The following is a 16,128-nucleotide window of genomic DNA, read 5'->3' as shown; positions in this document are numbered from 1 at the left end:
GGTCTCTGACCGGCGAGTGACTCTGGGCACATACCCTAGTCGGCGGCCCTGGGTGACCGGTGCCCGCACCCCGGTGGCCGGTTGGGGCACGGGTCCGACCTGCTGGTCGTCGTCGCTGGCGAAGTGACGATTCGACAAGTAGCGTAGCTACGCATGAAGGCGCAGGCGCTGCACGGCCATCTCGACGCTCTGCTGCTCGCCGTGCTCGAACAGGGCGCGCTGCACGGCTACGCGATCATCGAAGCGCTGCGCGCCCGCAGTGACGGCAGTCTGGATCTGCCCACCGGCACCATCTATCCGGCGCTCCGCCGCCTGGAACGCGCCGGTCACGTGGCGAGCACCTGGAGCACTGTCAGCGGCCGGGAACGGCGGACGTACCAGCTCACCGACTCCGGCCGGCGGGCGCTGGCCGGGGAGCGGGCCGGTTGGCGCGAGTTCCAACTCACCGTCGGCCGGTTCCTCGATTCCGGCAGCCCGCCCACCCCGGCCTGACGCGCCACTGCTGATGCGCCCCCTCCGGGCTGGCCCGTTCGCGCCGGCCGGTGGTCAGCGGCTGGTGGCCAGCAGCCAGCCCCGCGCCGCGCGGGTGAGCGAGAAGTAGGCGCCTCCCACCAACACCGCTCCGATGATCATCGGGGGCCAGTGCAGTGCCGCGTCCCAGAGGTTCAACGACCAGGTGAAGAGGGCACCGCCGGCCACCATGCCGAGGATCAGGGCGCCGGTCAGGCCGGTGCCCAGGGCACGCTGGGCCAGAGCCAGGCCCGGCCGGGGTGCCCGTGCGCTCGCCCGGACCACCAGCAGGCCGGCCACCGAGAGCAGCAGCGTGCTCATCCAGATCCAGTCGACCGAGTGGGAGAGCAGCAGGTAGCCGGCGGGCGGGCGGGGGCCGTCGCTCCAGCTCGCCCCGCGCCAGGTCAGATCGCCGGCGGCCACCCCCACCCCGGCGACCGCCAGCATCCGCAGGGAGAGTCCACGCAGGGCGCCCACCGCCAGCTCGGCCTGCCAGGACGGGAGCACCTGCGCCGGTGAGCCGAACTCGGCCACCGCCCTGCGCTGCGCCTCGGTGGGTGGCACCCCGCTCTCGCGGTACGCCTCCACGGCGTCCAGCAACCCGTGCCGGGCCTCGGTCAGCAGGTCGGACTTGAGTCGCGCCGGCCCCTGCAACCGGGCGGCCAGCTCCCGCAGGTGCTCGTCGACCATCACGTCCTCACCGCGCCACATGGCACCACCTTGCCACGGACCCCGGCCGGTCGACGTCCGGGAGAACCCTGGTCCGTCCCGGAGCCGGGTCAGGGGGCGAGCGCCAGGTAACCCCGTTCGGCTGCGGCCTGGAGCAGCCACTGGTCCCGGTACCAGCCCGGGGCCGCCACCAACTCGGCGTGCCGACCGCGCTGGATCACCCGACCGCCGTCCAGGACCACTATCTCGTCCAGCTCGGCCAGCCCGCTGAGCCGGTGGCTGATCAGCAGCACCGAGTGCCCGGCGGGGGTGGCGGCGAGGGCGGACGCGAGCACCGCGTCCGCGGCGGCCGGGTCCAGACCTTCGGTGGGCTCGTCGAGCACCAGCACCGGTGGCGCGGCGAGTAGTGCCCGGGCGAGCGCCAGCCGCTGCCGCTGCCCACCGGAGAGCTGCCCGCCCTCCTCGCCGACCAGCGTGTCCCAGCCCGTCGGCTGGGCACGGACCCAGTCCAGCAGGCCGGCGGCGGCGGTGGCCCCGGTCAGCTCCTCCTCGCCCGCTGCGGCCCGCCCGAGCAGCAGGTTCTCCCGCACCGTGGCATGAAAGACGTACGCCTCGGCCAGCAGCCCGCCGACAGCGCGCGGCAGCGCCTCCTCGGCGTACGCCGAGAGGTCCTGACCGTCCAGGGTGACCCGGCCGGACGTGGGCTGGACGGTGCCGGTCAGCACGGCGGCCAGTGTGCTCTTGCCGGCGCCGCTCGGGCCGACGACCGCGATTCGCCGTCCCGCCGGCAGGTCCAGGCTGACCCCGTCCAGGGCGGGTGCCGCGCCGGCCCGGTACCGCACTGTCACGTCGACGAAGCGCAGATCGTGCGGGCCGGTCAGGTCCGTTGGACCAGTCGCCGTCGCCGTCGCCGTCGCCGTCGCCGTCGCCGTCGCCGTCGCCGCCGCGGCCGGCGGGTCGGTGTCGAGCAGGTCAGCCACCCGGGTCAGGCCGGGTCGCAGCTGCGTCCACTGCCGGGCCGCCGCTACCAACGCCAGCGTCACCTCGACGGCGGCCAGGGTGCCGACGGCCAGGACGCCCACCAGCACCCCCCGCACGTCGGCGGCGAGCGCTACCAGCACCACAGCAGCGGCGGTCACGCCGGCGGCCAGTACGCCGGCCGCGTCCACGGCGAACCCGGTGGCGGCCAGCCGACGTTCCAGCCGGGCCAGCCGGTGGGCGCGCTGCTCGGCGGCGCGCAGCGTGATGTCGGTCGCCCCGAACGCGGCCAGGTCGGCGGCACCGTGGGTGAGGTCGATCGCGTCGGTGGCCAGCGCGCCCCGCAGGGGGGCCACCTCGGCTGCGCTGCGGCGGGTGACCGCGGTGGCCAACGCGGGCAGCGCCACCCCGGCGACCAGCAGCCCGACGGCGAGCGCCCCGGCGGCCGGTGGTGAGATCAGCGCCGCCACGGCGACCGCCGTCACACCGACCACTGCCGCCGCCGAGGCGGGCACCAGCACCCGCAGCAGCAGGTCCTGGACGGCCTCCACGTCGGAGACCAGGCGGCTCAGCACGTCTCCCGAGCGGTGCGCCGTGCCACGGCGGGCCGCCAGGGTGGCGAAGACCCGGGCCCGGACGTCGGTGATCATGCGGAGCACCGCGTCGTGCCCGGCGAGTCGTTCGGTGTAGCGGAACACGCCACGGCTGATCGCCAGCGCCCGGACCGCGACGATCGCCACTGTGAGGCGGTCCAGCGGAGGCTGACCGGCGGCGCTCATCAGCAGCCAGGTGGCGGTGGCCATCAGGGCCAGGCCGGCGAACTCGGTGGCGGCCGCCAGCAGCCCGGCGCCGACCAGGCGGCCCAGGTACGGCCGGGCCAGTCGCAGCACCGCCCGCTCGGCGGCGGCCCGCCCGGCCGGTGCCGACCCCTTCTGCCCGGTCATCGGGCGGCTTTTCCGGTCGGTTCGGGCGTCAACTCGGTGACCCGACCGTCCTCGATGCGCAGGATCCGGTCGGCGTCGGCCAGCAACGCCGGTCGGTGTGCGACGAGCAGCGCCGTCCGCCCGGCGACCAGGCGACGGGTGGCGTCGAGCACCACTGCCTCGGCCGCCGTGTCGAGTCGGGCGGTGGGTTCGTCGAGCAGCACCACCGGGGCGGAGCGCAGGAACGCCCGGGCCAGTGCCACCCGCTGCCGCTGCCCACTGGACAGCCCGTGGCCGCGCTCACCGAGCACTGTGTCCAGGCCGTCGGGCAGGCCGGCCACCACGTCGTCCAGGGCGGCGTCGTGCACCGCGGCGGTGAGTACGTCTGCCGGGGTGTCCGGCGCGCCGAGGCGGATGTTGTCGGCCAGCGAGGCGGCGAAGAGGTGTGCCCGCTGCGGCACCCAGGCGAGCTGTCGGCGCCAGGCGTCCGGGTCGGCGGTGGCGAGGTCGACCCCGTCCACCGTGATCCGGCCGCTGGTCGGCGTCACGAAACCCAGCAGCAGGCCGAGCAGTGTGCTCTTGCCGGCACCACTGGGCCCGATGATGGCGATCCGCTCGCCGGGTCGGATGGTCAGTGTCACGTCGCGCAGCGCTGTGGTCCGCTCGTACGCCACGGTCACCCCCTCGAACCGGATCTCGGCCCGCGCGTCGGGGACGGAGGCACCCTCGGCGGCCCGGGGCGCGGTGGGTGCGGCGGAGACGGTCAACGCCTCGTCCAGCGCGGCCAGCCCTTCCATGCTGGCGTGGAAGCGGCTGCCGGCGGCCCGCAACGGCAGGTACGCCTCCGGGGTCAGGAGCAGCACCAGCAGCGCGGTCTGCAGGGCCAGCCCGCCACCGAGCAACCGGATGCCGACCGGCACCGCGACCAGCGCCACCGAGAGGGTGGCGACCAGTTCGAGGACCAGCGCGGAGAGGAACGCGATCCGCAGTGTCTTCATGGTGGCGACGCGGTGCCCGTCGGCCATCCGGCGTACCACGTCGGTCTGCGCCCGGGCCCGCCCGAACGCACGCAGCGTGGGCAGCCCGGCGACCATGTCCAGGAAGTGCCCGCCGAGCAGCGCGAGCCGCCGCCACTGCCGCTCGGTGGCGGCCTGCGCCTGCCAGCCGAGCAGTGCGCCGAAGACCGGGATCAGCGGCAGGGTCAGCGCGATGATCACCGCCGAACTCCAGTCGGCGAAGACGACCCGCGCCAGCACCGCGAGGGGCACCGTCACGCTGAGCACCAGTTGCGGCAGGTACCCGGTGAAGTACGCGTCCAGCGCGTCCAACCCACGCCCGGCCAGGGTGGCGATCTCACCAGCCCGCTGCCCGGCCACCCACCCGGGCCCGTGCCGGCCCACCGCGCCGAGCAGGTCGGCCCGCAGCGTGGCCTTGACCGTGGCGGCGACCCGCGCCGAGACAGTGCCCTGCGCCCACACCAGGGCCGAGCGGGCGGCGACAGCGACCACGAAGCCGGCCAGCGCCGGTCGATCCAGCCGACCGTCGATCGCGGTGGCCAGCAGCCACGCGAGCGCGGTGGCCTGCGCCACGATCAACCCGGCGGCCAGCACCCCCAGGAGCGCGAGCACGGCAAGATCGCCCCGGGCCGCAGGGACCCGGCGCAGCAGACGCGGGTCGAACGGACGGCGGCTCACCAGTACACCGGTGCCCTACCGTCGGTCCGTCCTCGGAAAACCCACCAGCACATTGCCTGGAAGCCTAGTAGGGCCGGAAGTAGCGGCAGCGCCACCCAGCCCAGCAGCCGCAGGGTCGGTGCGCTGGCGGCCGCGTCGGCCACCAGCAGCGAGGCGTCCGGGTCGGTCGTGGACACCAGCACGTAGGGCCAGAGAGCTGCTCCGACCAGCAGCACCGGCAGCGCCAGGGCCGCGCCGGTGGCGACCAGAGCCCACCCCGGCCGCCGCCGGGCCAGCGCCGCACGGGCCGCCAGCAGCGCCGCCACGAGCAGCACGGGCAGGAGTACGGCCACCGCCGGCCGCTGCACGGCGTCGCGTACCCGGGCGGAGAGCAGGCCCACGACGGTGGCCAGGGCGACCGCGGTGAGCGCCACCGGCACCAGCCGGCGGGCCGTACGGCCGACCACGGCGGCGGCCTCGGCCGACAGTCGCAGGGTGAGGAAGGTCGCACCGTGCACAGCGACCAGGGTGACCATGGCCAGGCCGGCGGCGGCCGCGAACGGGGTGGCCAGGTGTGTCACCCCGGCGACGTGCCCGTCGGCCTTCAGGGGTACGCCCTGCAACAGCGCGGCGAGCAGCACACCCCAGCCCAGCGCGGCGAGGACGCTGCCGATCACCACGACGCGGTCCCAGCGGGCGCGGACCCGCTCGTCACTGGGCCGGCTGCGCAACTGCACCCCGACGGTGACCAGGATGACGCCGACCAGGGCACCGGCGACTGCCGGATAGCAGCCGGCGAGCAGCTCGCCCTCCAGGAGGGGGAACGCGCCGAAGAGAATGCCCATGGCGGCCACCAGCCAGACCTCGTTGCCGAGGAAGAACGGGCCGAGCGCGGTGAGCGCCTCCCGGCGCCCGGCCGGACCGACGCCGCGGGCGAGCAGCAGCCCGACGCCGTAGTCGTAGCCGGCGAGCACCAGGTAGCTGGCGAAGAAGAAGCCGAGCACTGCGTACCAGGCGAGGTCCACTGTCTACTCCTCTACAGGAGGGCGGGTTCGGGGTGGGCCGGTCCTCTACAGGAGGGCGGGTTCGGGGTGGGCCGGCTCGCTGGGCGGTACCGGTGGGCGGCCGAGCGCCGGGTCGGCCGCGCCGCGTCTGGCGTGCCGGGCGAGCAGCACCCAGTTGGTGACGGCGAGGGTGCCCAGCAGCAGGCTGAACCCGATCAGCGAGGCGAGCATCAGCGGCGCGCTGACCGGGGAGACGGCCTGCTCGGTGGGGAGCAGCCCGTACGCCACCCAGGGTTGACGGCCGACCTCCCGGGAGATCCAGCCGAGGATCACCGCGATGAACGGCAGCGGCAGGGCGAGCAGGATCAGCCAGAGCGGGAAGCGCAGTCGGATGACCCAGTCCCGGAAGAGCAGGGGCAGCAGGAGCCAGACGCAGCCGAGGGTGAAGCCGATCAGGATCATGAAGCCCAACCCGACGCTGGCCAGCACCGGCGGGGTGTAGTCGCCGGGGCCGAACCGCGTGGTCCACTCGGCGATCAGCGCCTGGCTTTCCGGGCTGTCGCCGCCGAACTTGGTCGGCTGCACCGAGCCCACCGGGCCGAACTGGGCGAAACCGAAGCCCTGCACCATCGAGATGGCCAGTGCCGCGGTGACCAGGCCGATCCGCAGCGAGGTGCGGAAGAGCGCGAAGTCCGGGGTACGCCGGATCAGGTGCCAGGCGCTGACCGCCGCCATCAGCATCCCGCCGACCAGCAGCGCAGCCGAGACCACGTGCCCGAAGGCCATGCCGAGGCTGGGGTTGCTGAGCAGCGCGCCGAAGTCGGTGAGGTGGGCGATCCCGTCGCGGACCTCGTAGCCGACCGGGTTCTGGAGCCACGAGTTGGCCACCATGATCCAGAACGCCGAGGCGTACGCGGTGATCGCCACGCCCCAGAGCAGCGCGAGGTGGACGCCCTTGCCGAGCCGGTGCCAGCCGAAGATCCACATTCCGAGGAAGGTGGACTCCAGGAAGAACGCCACCAGCGTCTCGATGGCCAGGGGCGCGCCGAACACGTTGCCGACGTAGCGCGACAGGCCGCTCCAGTTCAGCCCGAACTGGAACTCCATCACGATCCCGGTGGCGATGCCGAGCACGTAGTTGATCACGTAGAGCTGGCCCCAGTAGCGGGTCAACCGCTCCCACTTCGGGTTGCTGGTGAGCACCCAGGCGGTCTGCATGCCGACGAGCAGGGTGACCAGCCCGAGTGTGACCACCACGAACAGGAAGTGGATCGAGGTGGTGGTGGCGAACTGTAGGCGGGCGAGGAGCAGGGTGTCCATGACCAGCCCTCCAAAGCGTTGGCTCCCTTGTCGTAGCCACCCTACACGTAGATAGCCTACTGGTAAGTCCTACTACACCACGTCGTAGGAAACGTTACTACGTAACGTAGTAATAAAGCTCGCGCTCAACCCTGGCCCTCGTGCCGCAGGGCCCCGGGTCCGTCACCGCCCCACCCCGTCGATCATGGAGTTGTGGTGGGTGACAAAGTCCCCGTCAGCGAACAAATCAGGCACCACAACTCCATGATCGGCCCGACCGGGCCGCGATCTTGCACTTTCTGTCCCCGCATAGGGCGCATTCAACGCTTATCGACGACCGAAACTGCAAGATCGCGGAGCGGAGCGGAGCGGAGCGGGCGCGGGGTGGGGTGGGGTGGGGCGGTCAGGGACGACAGCCTGGATCTGGTGATCGGTGTGGGGTGTGGGGCAGCGGGTCGCCGCCGGGGTGCCCGGTGGGCGTCAGCTCAGGAAGAGGGTGACCGGGAGGGCGACCAGCGTGGCGGCGACCGCGAGGGCGGTGGCGCCGAGCACCCGGGGCGGCCGGTCGCTGACCAGCAGGCGCTGCACCCGTACATCGAGATCCCGGTCGCCCATGCCGAGCGCGCCGGCCGGGGTGATCCGGTGCCCGGCGGCGGCGAACCGGCGCAGCGCACCCGCCAGTGGCGCCTCGGCGTGCAGCTCGCGGGCCTTGTCGTCGGCGCGCATCTCGACCAGCAGGGCGACCCGCTCGTGCGCGTCGCGCACCCAGCCGAACCATGGCAGCGCCCGGCACAGCGCCGTGAACGGCAGCAGCACCAGGTCGTGCCGCTCATGGGCGTGCGCACGCTCGTGGCTGAGAACCGCTGCCAATTCGGCCCGGTCCAACATGCTCAGGGTGCCGGCGCTGATCACCACCTGCGGCTTCACGCCCGGCAGGCAGTACGCGGCGGCGCTCGGATGATCCAACACCAGCGCGCCTGGCGCGGCCGGGTCGTTCCGGGCGACCAGGGAGAGCAGGTCCCGGTGGCGACGCTGGGCGCGTACGGTGCCGTGGATGCTGCGAACGGTCGTCGTGACCAGCACCGCCCCGATGCCAAAGCCCACGCCGACGCCGGCCAGGTGGAACGTGCCCACCCCGATCGGCAGGGCGCCATGGGCGAGGTCGTTGGCAAGGGCGAGCAGTGCGCTACCGGTCGACCGGTCGTACGCGCTCAAGCCGAGCGCCATGGGCAGGCCCATCGCCGAGAGGCCCAACGCCAGCCCGACGGCCTGCCAGCAGACGATCGCCACCCGCGGGCTGCGCCACGTCCAGGTGGAACGGGCCAACACCTGGGCGGTCAGATAGCAGGCCAGCATCGTGGCGGCGAAGTGCACGGCGTAGGCCATGGCGCGCGCCCTACCGCTCCGCTGTCTCGCCGGCGGCTCGTCGGCCCGCCGGCCCGTCCACCCGGTCGGTCAGGGCGTCGGTCCTGCCCGCGTCGCCGCCGGTGGAGCCCGGCCCGGTCAGGCCGGCTTCATTGCCCAGGGCTGCTCGCAGCACCTCGGCCTCGGTGCCGGTCACCGAGCGGGCGAAGCGCACCAGCGCGGCGTCCCGGCTGCCACCCAGGTCGAGGGCGTCGAGCATGAGTTGAGCGATGTGCGCCTCGCGGCTGGCCGCCGGACGATACCGCCAGGCCCGACCTTCCCGCTCCCGTTGCACCATGCCCTTGCCGGCGAGCCGGTCCAGCACTGTCATCACAGTGGTGTACGCCAGCTCACGGCCATCGAGCGCGTCGGCCACCTCGCGCACGGTCACCCCGTCCGACGTGCCGGGAACCACGTCCCACAGCACGTCCATCACCGCACGCTCAAGATCGCCCAACCGAGTCACAAACCAATCCTACCCCCGGTAGTAGACCCCCACCGCCCGTCCCCACCCACCCTTCCCCGCCCACCACCAACCCCACCCACCCCCGCCACCAGCGATCATGGGATTGACCGGGTCCAAAGAGATCAAAGCCCCCGCCAACCCCATGATCACCAGGGGAGATTGGCGGAACAGCACAAGCGCAGGACAAGAACAGGGATGTTGCTGCCTCCGAGGCGCTGGAGGCAGCAACATCCCTGAAGCTGCCGTGGATCCTGACCGGCCGCCGCCAGCGAACCCGGATCAGCACGCCAGCGGACCCGGGCAAACCCGGGCGGACCCGGCGGGGCGGTGCGGGGCGGCCCCGGGCGGTGCGGTGCGGGCGGCGAGGTCAGCCGACGCCCCGCCGACCGGCAACCCGACCCAAGGCAGAACAAGTGAGCTGACCCACCCCGACAAACCCGGCCCACGTCAGGTTTTCCGGGGGGAGCCCGCCCACGCAGGGATCAAGCCTGACCGCCCGGAGTGGGCGGACTCCCCCCGGAAAACCGCCCCCGGAAAACCACAAGGCCGAGAAAAACGATCACACCCCCTTCGGGTGCCACACCGTCTTCGTCTCCAGCAGCGCGGTCATCGGCGCCACCCCCGGGTCACCGGTCCAGTCGTGGTCGGCCGGGGCCGGCCGGAGCACCCGCTTGAGGTTGTCCGCCGCCTTGACCTCCAGGTCGGTGGCGAGCGCGGCATCGGTGACCCCGGTCAGGTCGATCGCGTTGACGTCCATGTGCGCGGCCAGCGTCGGCGCGGTCTCGGTGATCGCGCCGGTGAGGATGTTGACCACACCGCCGGGCAGGTCGGAGGTGGCCAGCACCTCGGCCAGCGTCACCGCCGCCAGTGGCTCGCTCGGGGATGCCGCCACCACCACCGTGTTGCCGGTGACGATCGCCGGGGCGATGACGCTGACCAGGCCGAGCAGCGCCGGGCGTTCCGGGGCGACCACCGCGACCACGCCGGTCGGCTCGGGCGCGGAGATGTTGAAGTACGGGCCGGCGACCGGGTTGGCGCCGCCGTACACCTGGGCCAGCTTGTCGGCCCAGCCGGCGTACCAGACCCAGCGGTCGACAGCGGCGTCCACCTCGTCGCCGGGGATGCCCAGGGCGACGAACTGCTCGCGGCGGCCCTCCAGCATCTCGGCGGCCCGGTAGAGGATCTGACCCCGGTTGTACGCGGTCGCGCCGGCCCAGCCCTTGACGGCGGCGCGGGCGGCGACCACCGCGTCCCGGGCGTCCTTGCGGGAGGCCAGTGACACATTCGAGGACTGCACGAGATACGACCGTCCCGACTCGCTGCGCGGGAACTTCCCGCCGATGAAGAGCTTGTACGTCTTGCGTACCGCGACCCGCTCAGACATTGAGGTACCCCTCCAGCCCGTGCCGGCCACCCTCGCGACCGTAGCCCGACTCCTTGTAACCACCGAACGGCGAGGTGGGGTCGAACTTGTTGAAGGTGTTGGCCCAGACCACGCCGGCGCGCAGCCGGTCGGCCATCCACAGGATTCGGGAGCCCTTGTCGGTCCAGATCCCGGCCGACAGCCCGTACGGCGTGTTGTTGGCCTTCTCCACGGCCTCGGCCGGGGTGCGGAAGGTCAGCACCGACAGCACCGGGCCGAAGATCTCCTCGCGGGCGATCCGGTGTGCCTGGGTGACGCCGGTGAAGATGGTCGGCGCGAACCAGAAGCCCCGGTCGGGCAGGTCGCACGGCGGTGACCAGCGCTCGGCGCCCTCGGCCGAGCCGGCGTCGGACAGCTCACGGATCCGCTCCAGCTGGGCGGCCGAGTTGATCGCGCCGACGTCGGTGTTCTTGTCCAGTGGGTCACCGACCCGGAGCTGAGCCATCCGTCGCTTCAGCGAGTCCAGTACCCGGTCGGCCACGTTCTCCTGGACCAGCAGTCGCGAGCCGGCGCAGCAGACGTGCCCCTGGTTGAAGAAGATGCCGTTGACGATGCCCTCGACGGCCTGGTCGATGGGTGCGTCGTCGAAGACGATGTTGGCGGCCTTGCCGCCCAGCTCCAGGGTGAGCTTCTTGCTGGTGCCGGCGACGGAACGGGCGATGGCCCGGCCCACGTCGGTGGAGCCGGTGAAGGCGACCTTGTCCACGCCGGGGTGCTCGACGAGCGCGCGGCCGGTGTCGCCAGCGCCGGTGAGGATGTTGACCACACCGGCCGGCAGCTCGGCCTGCTGGCAGATCTCGGCGAAGAGCAGCGCGGTCAGTGGGGTGGTCTCGGCCGGCTTCAGCACCACCGTGTTGCCTGCGGCCAGTGCCGGGGCGATCTTCCAGGCCAGCATGAGCAGCGGGAAGTTCCACGGGATGACCTGCGCGGCCACGCCGATGGGGCGCGGGTTGGCACCGAAACCGGCGTGCGGAAGCTTGTCGGCCCAGCCCGCGTAGTAGAAGAAGTGCGCGGCGACCAGTGGCAGGTCGACGTCGCGGGACTCGCGGATCGGCTTGCCGTTGTCCAGCGACTCCAGGACGGCCAGCTCGCGGGAGCGCTCCTGGATGAGCCGGGCGATCCGGTACAGGTACTTCGCCCGGTCTCGGCCCGGCATCGGGCCCCAGACCTTGTCGTACGCCTTGCGGGCGGCGCGCACCGCGCGTTCCACGTCCTGGGCGCCGGCCTCGGCGATCTCGGCCAGCACCTCCTCGGAGGCGGGGTTGATCGACTTGAAGCTGCCACCGTCGGTCGGGTCGACGAACGCGCCGTCGATGAACAGCCCGTACGAGGGTTTGAGGTCCACCACCGAGCGGGATTCGGGGGCGGGGGCGTATTCGAACATCGGCTATCAGTCCAGGGTGAAGTAGTCGGGACCGGAGTAGACGCCGGTCGTCAGCTTGGTGCGCTGCATCAGCAGGTCGTTGAGCAGGCTGGACGCGCCGAAGCGGAACCAGTCCGGGTCGAGCCAGTCTGGGCCGACGGTCTCGTTGACCATCACCAGGTACTTGATCGCGTCCTTGGTGGTCTTGATGCCACCGGCGGGCTTCACGCCCACCTGCCGCCCGGTCGCTTCGCGGAAGTCGCGCACCGCTTCCAGCATCACCAGGCTCACCGGCATCGTCGCCGCGATCGGGACCTTGCCGGTGGAGGTCTTGATGAAGTCGCCGCCGGCCAGCATGGCCAGCCAGGAGGCCCGCCGGACGTTGTCGTAGGTGGCCAGCTCGCCGGTCTCCAGGATCACCTTGAGATGGGCGTCCCCGGAGGCTTCCTTGGTGGCCACGATCTCGTCGTAGACCTCCTTGTACCGCCCGGCCAGGAACGCACCCCGGTTGATCACCATGTCGATCTCGTCGGCACCGGCCGCGACGGCGGCCCGGGTGTCGGCCAGCTTGATCTCCAACGGCGCCTGACCCGAGGGGAACGCGGTCGCCACGCTGGCCAGGTGCACGTTGCTCCCGCGCAGCACCTCGGCCACGTGGGGGACCATCGCCGGGTAGACGCAGACCGCGCCGACGTGCGGGCAGGACGGGTCGGCCGGGTCCGGACGCAGGGCCTTCGCGGCGAGCGCGCGAACCTTGCCCGGGGTGTCCGCCCCCTCCAGGGTGGTCAGGTCGACCATCCGGATCGCCAGGTCGATCGCCTGGGCCTTGGCGGTGGTCTTGATGGAGCGGGTGCCGAGCTGTGCCGCCCGCTGCTCCGCGCCGACCTGGTCCACGCCGGGCAGGCCGTGCAGGAAGGTCCGCAGAGCGGTCTCGGATCGTCCCAGCTCGGAGAGCTCCGACCGGGCCGACGTCGTTGTCGCCGTCATGCCGAGAAGTCTACGCACGAGACCGCCGAGTGATCTTGCTCACGACCGCTCGGTGAGGTTCCGACGTGAGCGGCGTCCCTGGTCCGACCGCACCCGCACCGTCGCGCGGCACGGACCGGTAGGTTGAGCGATCGTGGACGTACACGTCATTGACCACCCGCTGGCCCAGTCAAGGTTGACCGCCATGCGGGACGCGCGCACCGATTCCTCGACGTTCCGGGCGGCGCTGCACGAACTGACCACCATGCTGGTGTACGAGGCGGCGCGCTCCTTCCCCGTCGAGCGGTACCCGGTGCAGACGCCGGTCACCGGCACCGAGGGCACCCGGCTGGCCAACCCCCCGCTGCTGGTCCCGGTGCTGCGCGCCGGGCTGGGCATGGCGGACGCCGCGCTGGGTCTGCTGCCCGAGTCCTCGATGGGTTTCGTGGGCCTGGCCCGCGACGAGGCGACCTACGAGCCCCGCGCGTACATGGAGTCGCTGCCACGCGACCTGGCCGGGCTGCCGGTGCTGGTGCTCGACCCGATGCTGGCCACCGGCGGTTCGCTGGAGCACTGCTGCCAGCTGCTGGCCGACCGCGGCTGCACTGACATCACAGTGCTCTGTGTGCTCGCCGCCCCGGTCGGCATCGACCGGCTGGAGCGCTCCGGCCTGCCGTTGCGCCTGGTCACGGCCTCGATCGACGAGGGGCTCAACGACCACATGTTCATCGTCCCCGGCCTCGGCGACGCCGGCGACCGCCAGTTCGGTGGCATGCCCCGCTTCTGACGGGAGACCCGGTCGGTGCCGGGTCCGGCGGGGTCCGTGCACGGGGTGCGCGGACCCGCTACCGTCTCCGGCCATGACTGGTGTTGCGCTCGCCGAGGAGTTGCTGCTCCTCGCCTACGACGACACGACCGGCAAGGCGACGATGCCACGGATCAGCCTGGACCTGGGCATGGCCGCCGCGGTGCTGGTCGAGCTGGCCCTGACCGGCCGGATCGCGTACGCCGACGGGTCCCTGACGGTGATCGACCCGACGCCCACCGGCGAGCCGTTCAGCGACGACGTCCTCGGCCGGATCGCCGCCGACACCCCGCACAGCCCGGCGTCCTGGGTGCAGCGTTTGCGGCACGGCCTGCGCGACCGGATCCTCGCCGACCTGTGCCGGCAGGGCGTCGTCCGGGACGTCGACGAGACCGAGTTGGGCTTCATCCACGTGCACCGTTACCCGGTCGTGGACACCTCCGTCGAGGCGGAGACCCGGCAGCGGCTGGCCGAGGCGCTGACCGGCGCGGCGGCCCCGGACGAGCGGACCGCCGCGCTGGCCACCCTGGTGGTGGTGCTCCGGATGGAGTCCGCGCTCGGGCTGAGCGGCGAGGCCGCCGCCGACGCCCGCCGCCGGCTGACGGAGATCGCCACCGGCGCCGGGTTCTCCGGCGAGGTGAGCACCGACAACTCGGTGGTCCGCCCGTCGGTCGGCCTGGTCGTCGCCGCCCTGGCCAAGGCCGTCGACCAGGCCCTCGGCAAGCGCGCCTGATCAAGGCCGTCGACCAGGCCCTCGGCAAGCGCGCCTGATCGTCGAAGCCAGCACGCCCCTGCCGTCCTTTGCTCTGCACCCGCGGATGCGCCATGCGGTGGCCGCCGCTCGGCGTCCGCCGCATGTCGGCTCCCCGATGGCACGTGGCGCATCCGCGGGTGCAGAGCAAAGGGAACGTGCCGAGCGGATGGGTCGTTCGCGGCGTCAGATGCCGAGAGCGGCGCCGACCTCGGCTCGCAGCCCGACGACCGCCTGCGCCGCCCGGCTGCGGGCCGCCGGAACGTCACCATCCGTGACCGGCTCCACCACCTCGAGGTACGCCTTGAGCTTCGGCTCGGTCCCGGATGGGCGGATCACCACCCGGGCCGCTGCGGTCCGCAGGATCACCACGTCCGACTCGGGAAGCAGGTCCCGGACGCTGTCCACCGGCTGCCCGAGCAGGGTGGCCGGGGTGGCCGCCCGGATCCGGGCCATCGCGTCGGCGATGACCCGCAGGTCGTCCACCCGGGCGGAAAGCTGGTCCGTGTGGTGTACGCCGAACTCGGCAGCCAGCTCGTCCAGCCGGTCGGTCAGCGTGCGACCCTGCGTCTTCAGTCCGGCGGCCAACTCGGCCACTGTCAGCGCGGCGGTGATGCCGTCCTTGTCCCGGACGTGTTCCGGGGCGACGCAGTAGCCGAGTGCCTCCTCGTAGCCGAAGACCAGCGGCGCACTTCCTCCGCCGGCCCGCACGATCCACTTGAAGCCGGTCAGCGTCTCGTCGTAGGGCAGGCCCCGCGCCGCGCACATCGCCCGCAGCAGTGACGACGACACGATGGTGGTGGCGTAGAGCCCGGTCACCCCTCGGCGCATCAGGTGATCGGCGAGCAGGACGCCCACCTCGTCGCCCCGCAGCATCCGCCAGCCGTCGCGGTCCCGGACGACCACCGCGCAACGGTCGGCGTCCGGGTCGTTGGCGATGGCGAGGTCCGCGCCGGTGGAGTCGGCCAGTGCGATCAGCCGGTCCACCGCACCCGGCTCCTCCGGGTTGGGGAACGACACGGTGGGGAACGCCGGGTCCGGCTCGGCCTGGTCGGGCACCACCCCGGGGGTCGGGAAACCAGCGCTGGCGAAGGCGGCGGTGAGCACCGCCGCGCCCACCCCGTGCAGGGGGGTGTACGCCACGGTCAGGTCCCGTGGCCCGTCCGGGTCGATCACCGCGGTGGCCCGTTCGACGTACGAGGCGACCAGGTCGTCGCCGAGCACCTGACCGGGCTCGCCCAACGGCACCTGGGCCAGCGGCCCGACCGATCGGATGGCGGCCTCGATACCGGCGTCGGCGGGTGGCACGATCTGCGCGCCGGCGCCCAACTCGCCGCCCAGCTCCGCGCCGAGGTAGACCTTGTAGCCGTTGTCCTGCGGCGGGTTGTGGCTGGCCGTGACCATTACGCCGGCGACACCGCCGAGGTGCCGCACGGCGTACGCCAGCACCGGGGTGGGCAGCGGTCGGGGCAGCAACAGCGCCGGGCGGCCAGCGCCGGTCGCCACCTGGGCCGTGCGCTCGGCGAACTGCCGGGAGCCGTGCCGGGCGTCGTACCCGATCACCAGGGGACCGGTGCCACCCTGGGCCGCGAGCCAGGTGACCAGGCCGGCAGCGGCCTGGGTGACAACGGCGAGGTTCATCCCGTTCGGGCCGGCGCGCAGCGGGCCGCGCAGGCCCGCCGTGCCGAAGGTCAGCGGGCCGGCGAACCGGTCGGCCAGCTCCGGGCCGCTCGCCGGGAGACCGTCGAGCACCGCCGTCAGCTCGTCTCGGCTGGCCGGGTCGGGGTCGTCGGCCAGCCAACGCCGGGCTTGCTCGCGAATGTCGTCGATGTCAGTGCTGTCCGCCGCCATGCCCCTTGATAGCACGGCGACGGATCATCCCTGTGGGTTCCCT

Annotated in this window: 14 protein-coding genes; 3 read left to right on the top strand and 11 right to left on the bottom strand. The window is 72.7% G+C overall.

The genetic code is table 11. From position 1 onward, the window contains the following. Positions 1-153 precede the first annotated feature (153 nt). Positions 154-492 carry a helix-turn-helix transcriptional regulator gene (locus AB0B68_RS23785; RefSeq protein ID WP_357206520.1) on the top strand — a complete coding sequence of 113 codons (339 nt, stop codon included), beginning with the start codon at positions 154-156 and terminating at the stop codon, positions 490-492. Between the two features lie 54 nt (positions 493-546). On the opposite strand, the gene AB0B68_RS23780 is transcribed toward AB0B68_RS23785, so the two are convergent. The 10 genes from AB0B68_RS23780 to deoC form a co-directional block, all read right to left on the bottom strand. Continuing rightward, the gene (locus tag AB0B68_RS23780) at positions 547-1,221 is read right to left on the bottom strand and encodes a permease prefix domain 1-containing protein (protein WP_357206518.1); all 675 of its coding nucleotides are present in this window, start codon (positions 1,219-1,221) and stop codon (positions 547-549) included. A 68-nt stretch (positions 1,222-1,289) separates the two neighbouring features. After that, a complete protein-coding gene (gene cydC / locus AB0B68_RS23775; protein ID WP_357262723.1) occupies positions 1,290-3,101 on the bottom strand; it encodes a thiol reductant ABC exporter subunit CydC in 1,812 nt (603 codons plus the stop codon). Continuing rightward, positions 3,098-4,774, bottom strand: a complete 1,677-nt coding sequence (cydD, locus tag AB0B68_RS23770) for a thiol reductant ABC exporter subunit CydD (protein ID WP_357262720.1) — start codon at positions 4,772-4,774, stop codon at positions 3,098-3,100. The genes cydC and cydD overlap by 4 nt, the downstream gene beginning before the upstream one ends. Further along, the gene (locus AB0B68_RS23765; RefSeq protein WP_357262717.1) at positions 4,771-5,778 is read right to left on the bottom strand and encodes a cytochrome d ubiquinol oxidase subunit II; all 1,008 of its coding nucleotides are present in this window, start codon (positions 5,776-5,778) and stop codon (positions 4,771-4,773) included. Before AB0B68_RS23765 ends, cydD begins: the two co-directional genes overlap by 4 nt. A gap of 45 nt (positions 5,779-5,823) precedes the next feature. Next, on the bottom strand, positions 5,824-7,077 hold the full coding sequence (locus AB0B68_RS23760) for a cytochrome ubiquinol oxidase subunit I (protein ID WP_357206511.1): 1,254 nt from the start codon (positions 7,075-7,077) through the stop codon (positions 5,824-5,826). A gap of 459 nt (positions 7,078-7,536) precedes the next feature. After that, a complete protein-coding gene (locus tag AB0B68_RS23755; protein ID WP_357206509.1) occupies positions 7,537-8,442 on the bottom strand; it encodes a M56 family metallopeptidase in 906 nt (301 codons plus the stop codon). Between the two features lie 10 nt (positions 8,443-8,452). Beyond that, positions 8,453-8,926, bottom strand: a complete 474-nt coding sequence (locus AB0B68_RS23750; protein WP_357262715.1) for a BlaI/MecI/CopY family transcriptional regulator — start codon at positions 8,924-8,926, stop codon at positions 8,453-8,455. Positions 8,927-9,485: 559 nt separating this feature from the next. Further along, on the bottom strand, positions 9,486-10,310 hold the full coding sequence (locus AB0B68_RS23745) for an aldehyde dehydrogenase family protein (RefSeq protein ID WP_357262712.1): 825 nt from the start codon (positions 10,308-10,310) through the stop codon (positions 9,486-9,488). Then, positions 10,303-11,733 (bottom strand): aldehyde dehydrogenase family protein, encoded by a 1,431-nt coding sequence (locus AB0B68_RS23740; RefSeq protein WP_357262709.1) that lies wholly within the window; start codon positions 11,731-11,733, stop codon positions 10,303-10,305. Before AB0B68_RS23740 ends, AB0B68_RS23745 begins: the two co-directional genes overlap by 8 nt. Before the next feature lie 6 nt (positions 11,734-11,739). Beyond that, positions 11,740-12,699: a deoxyribose-phosphate aldolase gene (gene deoC, locus AB0B68_RS23735; protein WP_357206405.1), complete on the bottom strand. Its 960-nt coding sequence runs from the start codon at positions 12,697-12,699 to the stop codon at positions 11,740-11,742. A gap of 133 nt (positions 12,700-12,832) precedes the next feature. Between deoC and upp the strand changes: the two genes are divergently transcribed. Together upp and AB0B68_RS23725 are read left to right on the top strand one after the other, a co-directional pair. After that, positions 12,833-13,465, top strand: coding sequence for a uracil phosphoribosyltransferase (gene upp / locus AB0B68_RS23730; protein WP_355009488.1), 633 nt, complete (start codon positions 12,833-12,835; stop codon positions 13,463-13,465). A gap of 73 nt (positions 13,466-13,538) precedes the next feature. Then, positions 13,539-14,216, top strand: coding sequence for a GPP34 family phosphoprotein (locus AB0B68_RS23725; protein WP_357206407.1), 678 nt, complete (start codon positions 13,539-13,541; stop codon positions 14,214-14,216). Positions 14,217-14,420: 204 nt separating this feature from the next. Here the strand turns inward: AB0B68_RS23725 and AB0B68_RS23720 are convergent, their stop codons facing one another. Continuing rightward, a complete protein-coding gene (locus AB0B68_RS23720; protein WP_357206409.1) occupies positions 14,421-16,085 on the bottom strand; it encodes a phospho-sugar mutase in 1,665 nt (554 codons plus the stop codon). Between the last annotated feature and the right edge of the window lie 43 nt (positions 16,086-16,128).

The sequence above is a fragment of the Micromonospora sp. NPDC049049 genome, assembly GCF_040649115.1.
Classification (GTDB): domain Bacteria; phylum Actinomycetota; class Actinomycetes; order Mycobacteriales; family Micromonosporaceae; genus Micromonospora.
This window is presented reverse-complemented; position numbering and strand designations above follow the sequence as displayed.